The sequence below is a fragment of the Bifidobacterium sp. genome, assembly GCF_050874245.1.
In the GTDB taxonomy this organism is placed as follows: Bacteria; Actinomycetota; Actinomycetes; order Actinomycetales; family Bifidobacteriaceae; genus Bifidobacterium.
The window spans coordinates 1-5,042 of the sequence record NZ_JBNMKH010000102.1; the positions used below are offsets into that span (position 1 = coordinate 1).

At 60.9% G+C, this 5,042-nt stretch carries 4 protein-coding genes; 3 read left to right on the top strand and 1 reads right to left on the bottom strand.

Annotation, left to right across the window (positions count from 1 at the left end):
• The coding region (locus tag ACR0P8_RS08555; RefSeq protein WP_432624668.1) for a CCA tRNA nucleotidyltransferase at window positions 1-1,309 on the bottom strand (1,309 nt) is incomplete at its 3' end.
• An 84-nt stretch (window positions 1,310-1,393) separates the two neighbouring features.
• On the opposite strand from ACR0P8_RS08555, the gene ACR0P8_RS08560 reads away from it, so the two are divergent.
• The 3 genes from ACR0P8_RS08560 to murJ form a co-directional block, all read left to right on the top strand.
• Window positions 1,394-2,044, top strand: coding sequence for an NUDIX hydrolase (locus ACR0P8_RS08560; protein ID WP_432624669.1), 651 nt, complete (start codon window positions 1,394-1,396; stop codon window positions 2,042-2,044).
• Window positions 2,008-4,176, top strand: a complete 2,169-nt coding sequence (locus tag ACR0P8_RS08565; protein WP_432624670.1) for a DUF6049 family protein — start codon at window positions 2,008-2,010, stop codon at window positions 4,174-4,176. Before ACR0P8_RS08560 ends, ACR0P8_RS08565 begins: the two co-directional genes overlap by 37 nt.
• Window positions 4,173-5,042 (top strand): murein biosynthesis integral membrane protein MurJ (gene murJ, locus ACR0P8_RS08570; RefSeq protein ID WP_432624671.1); only part of this gene is annotated, 870 nt, incomplete at its 3' end. The genes ACR0P8_RS08565 and murJ, both read left to right, overlap by 4 nt.

The following is a 5,042-nucleotide window of genomic DNA, read 5'->3' on the forward strand; positions in this document are numbered from 1 at the left end:
CCATCGGACCAGGCTCGATGCCAAGCAGCCGCATGATCTCGTCGCCGTTGAGGTCCGGACGGATCGCGTCGAAATCCTCCTTCTTCTTGAGGTCGCGCACACGCTGCTCCATCTCATCCATGGCGGCGGCGAACACCATGGCCTTGCGCTTGTTCTGCGTGGTCGTGTCGGCGCGCGTAAGACGGTTCAGACGCTCGTAGAGCGGGCCCGCGTCCTTGACGTAGCGACGTACCGCGGAATCCGTCCACGGCTCCTCCACGTAGCCATGGAAGCGCAGATGCAGGTTGACCAGCTCGCTGACGTCTTCGACCATGTGATGGTCGAAATGCAGGGCCTTCAGACGCTTGCGGGTCATTTTCGCGCCGACGGCGTCGTGGCGATGGAAGCTCACCTTGCCGCCCGCTTCGAAACGACGGGTCTTCGGCTTGCCGATATCGTGCATGAGGGCGGCCAGACGCAACGTCAGGTCCGGGCCCGGGACCGGACCGTCGGGGCCGGTTTCAAGGGCGACCGCACGTTCGATGACGATCATGGTGTGTTCGAACACGTCCTTATGACGGTGATGCTCGTCGATCTCCAGTTGCAATGCCGGGATTTCCGGGAAGACGATGTCGGCGAGACCGGAATCGACCAGCGCCTCGATGCCGGCGCGCGGACGATCGGACAGCAGCATTTTGACCAGTTCGTCACGTATCCGCTCGGCGGAGACGATTTCGATGCGGTCGACCATATCGGACAATGCTTCCGCGGTCTCCGGCGCGATACGGAAGCCAAGCTGCGCCACGAAACGCACGGCGCGCATCATGCGCAGCGGATCGTCGTCGAACGACTGCCTCGGATCGACGGGCGTGCGCAACACGCCCTTCGCCAAATCGTTCGCACCGCCGAAAGGATCGACGAATTCAAGTTGCGGCACACGCAACGCCATCGCATTCACGGTGAAATCGCGGCGGGACAGGTCGCCTTCCAGCGTGTCGCCGTAATTGACCTCCGGCTTGCGCGAATCGGGATCGTACGTGTCGGAACGGTAGGTGGTCACCTCCACCTTCACTTCGGTGCCGTCCTCACGCCTGCGCATCGCGCCGAGCGTGCCGAATTTGCGTCCCATATCCCAGAAGCCATCATGTCCGAAACGGCGCAGAATATGCTCAAACTGCTCGGGACGCGCCGAAGTGCAGAAATCCAGATCATGCGATTTGCGGTGAAGCAGCAGGTCGCGCACAGGGCCTCCGACCAACGCCAATTCGTAGCCTTCCGCGGCAAACATACGTCCCAATTCAATGGCCTCAGGCCACACTTCGAAGTTCACGCCAACCCTTTCAAGCGCCACAAGTTTCCGTTTACCAGCATACCGTTACTCCACCTGCACACAGAATTGAGTATGGTTGGAATCATGATTACGCCCGCAGATCTTGCACGCATGCTTGCCGATGCTGCGGACGACCATGCCCAAAATCCGTTGGAACCGGACAAACTGCTGTACACATCGCAGTCGGTGTCGCTGCGGCGGCGGACGATTGTCACGCCAAGCGCTCCGACGCCGGCGATGATGCCACGGCGGCGCAGCGCGGACGGACCGACCACGTTCGCCTCGCTCGACGCGCAGGAATTGCCGGTGGTACGCGAATATTCGGCGGGCGGGCTGGTGTTCGACGACAAAGGTCGCGTGGCGATCATCGCACGTCATTCGCGAAGCGGACATCTGGAATGGTGTCTGCCGAAGGGACACATCGAAAAAGGCGAGACGCCGCAGCAGACGGCCGTACGCGAAGTGCATGAGGAAACCGGCATACTGGGCGAGGTGGTCGATTCCATCGCCACCATCGACTACTGGTTCACCGGAACCAGCCAGCGCGTGCACAAACTCGTGCACCACTTCGCGTTGCGGCAGATCGGCGGGGAACTGACCGTCGAAGGCGATCCCGACCATGAGGCCGAGGACGCCATTTGGGTGGATTTCGCTGATTTGGACGATGTTCTGAGCTACCCGAACGAACGAAAGATAGCATGGTTGTACGCAAGGAAACTCAACAGACAGGCGTGACAGTGAATCAATCCGCACAATGGCATGCCCAGCATGACCTTCGCGCGTTATCGTCCATCCTCGCCATGGTGTTGACCATGGCGTTGATGTTGTTATACGCGCCCATGCCCGAGGCACAGGCCACAGAATCCGGGAATCCGACGACCGAGACAGCCGGGATGGTGTCCATCGACTCCTCCACCGCCGTGCTGACGGACACGTCCGGATACCATCTGAGCGCCACGGTGACCAACACCACCGACCAGGTGCTTCCCGCGGGAACGCTGACGCTGGCCATGAACGCCTTCTATACCTTCGTGTCGCGCAATGACATCCAGGAATGGTCGGAAGGAACCAGCCCCATCTCCACCCCAAATACCGTAGGGGAAACCGACGTGCCTTCACTGCGGCCGGGCACCAGCGCCAAAGTGAACATCGACGCCGACGCGAACCAGCAATCGCTCGCCACCATCAACTCCTGGGGACCAAAGCCGGTGCTGCTGGAATATTCGGCGGGCGGCACCACCCTTGCGCGATCGCACACCTTCGTGACGCGCACCGGAGACGGTCTCAACTCCCCCAACACGCCGGCGATGCATATCACCGTCGCGCAGCCGCTCGCAGCCAACGGATGGACGACCGACAGCAATCTGCTCGGCCAGCTGGTCGACGAAGGCGGAGTCACCGACGCGAAACTGTCGAAAATCGCCGTTCCCGGCAAAGACGACGACACGCGACTCAAATCGTTGGGACAGGTCTTCGCCAAACACGATATGTTGCAGGTGGTGGGCGATCCCACCTATCTGAAGTCGATGTCGATGCCGACCCAAGTCGACGGCATCACCCAACCCGCGTTGTTCGACATGACCGCGTATTCCGCGTTGGGCAACGAATCCACGTATTCCGCGGCCGGCGTCAACGACACGGAATGGAATGCCGACAGCGCGCTGCGGATATACCGATCGTCCTTGGGCGATTCCCAGGCGGATACCGCACGATACGCATGGCAGGGCAACGGCAATTGGACCATGAAGGCGCTGACGAAGGCACGGCAGCAGGGATATGACACCGTCATCGCCACCCACGATTTCGAAGAGGACGACAAGGCGACCGTACAGACCGGCAAGACGGTGGTCTCCACCAATGCGGGCAATGTCACCGTCCTGTCCGCACAGAACGTGCTGTCCGATTTGGCGCAAGGCAAGGCTACCAGCGACGAGGCCGGTGCCGACGGCGAAGGAAGCGACGCCGGCAGGCTCGCGCGATTCGTGGCGCAAAGCGCGTTCTACCAGATGGAACAGCCGTATGCGGAACGCAATCTGCTGGTCTGCCTCGACGAGGATTCCGATCCGGCCATCGTGGAGAGGCTCATGACAGACATCGAGCAATCGCCATGGCTGAGCCTCACCGATCTCGCCACACTGAAGCAGACCGACACCACGGCGGACGACGAAACGGAAACCGTCATCCCCGAATCGGACGGATTGTCCGACGAAGCGCGCAACGCTCTCCAGCAGACGCTGAGCACACTGGCGAACGCGTCAAATGACGTCAAACGCTTCAACGCGTCGATTCTCGCCAAACCAAACAAGAAAACCCCGTCCGGCATCCGTTCTGGCCTCGCCCAATGGAGCAAGCAGCTCACGAAAACGCACTCCATCATGGCCCTGCATGCGCTAGGGAACGAGAGCCCATCCAGAAGCACCATGGCGGAAGGGACTATGCAGCTCGCATCCCTGCTGATCAACGGCGTGGCTATCACCCCGACGGAAAACGTGAACGTGGTCAGTGAAACCGCCAAAATGCCGGTGACCATCAGCAACAGCCATCCCTATCCGGTGAAGGTGAAGGTCTCCTCCCTTTCCGATTCCATGCAGATCGTCACTTCGCGATTCGATACCGTGGAAGTGCCCGCGCATGGCGAGGCACAGGTGGTGTTCACCATCCGTGTGGTCGCCTCCGGAACGGCGAACGCCACCATCAACCTGTTCGATAGGAACGGCGCGGCGTTCGGCGCAACGCAAGTCACGCACATCACCAGCGCACTGCAGATCAGCGATAAAAGCGGCTTCATCATCATCGGTTTCGCCGTTCTTTTGGGAATCGTGGGACTGTGGCGTCAATTCAACCGTAAGAAGGATCCCGACGAATGAGTTCTTCCGTTGGCCGTAATTCGCTGATCATGGCCTCCGGCACCGCCGCTTCGCGTGTGACCGGACAGATCCGCACCATCCTGCTCGCATGGGCCTTGGGCACCACCGGCTACGCCGCGAACGCCTACCAGGCCGGATCGATGATTCCGCAGGTCATCTACACCTTGGTCTCCGGCGGCATCTTCAATGCCGTGCTCGTACCGCAGATCGTGCGCACGCTGAAAGCCAAAGACGCCGAAACCAAACTCAACAAGCTCATCACCCTCGCCATCACCATGCTGCTGGGCGTGACGCTGCTCATGGCCATCGCCACGCCATTGCTGACCAGACTGTACGTCAACGGCAGCGCAGAGACCATGGCCCTCGCCACATCATTCACCCTGTGGTGCATGCCCCAGATCTTCTTCTACGGCCTGTATACGGTGGTCGGGCAGATCCTCGCCGCAAAGGACCATTTCGTCACCTACGCGTGGAGCTCGGTCGGCGCGAACGTCATCAGCTGCATCGGTTTCGGCACGTTCATCGCGCTGTTCGGCAGGGCAACCGAACGTCCGCTGGAATTCTGGACGCCGACGAAGATCGCGCTGACCGCGGGGGCCTGGACGCTTGGCGTGGCCTTCCAGGCACTGGTGCTGTTCATTCCACTGACGAAAATCGGCCTGCGATACCGTCCGAAATTCGGCATCCACGGCATCGGCCTGCGTTCGATGGGGCCGGTCGCCATATGGAGCGTCGGCATCGTCATCGTCGACCAGATCGGCAACATCCTGATCACCCGCATCGCCACCAGCGCGCCACGCACGGCACAACTGGCGTTCCACATCAACCCGCTCGACGTGGCCGGCAACGCGACCTACCAGAACGCG

Excerpts from the sequence above, each read along its gene's own strand:
- ACR0P8_RS08560 (WP_432624669.1), top strand. The coding sequence starts at position 1,394 with ATGATTACGCCCGCAGATCTTGCACGCATGCTTGCCGATGCTGCGGAC.
- ACR0P8_RS08565 (WP_432624670.1), top strand. The coding sequence starts at position 2,008 with ATGGTTGTACGCAAGGAAACTCAACAGACAGGCGTGACAGTGAATCAA.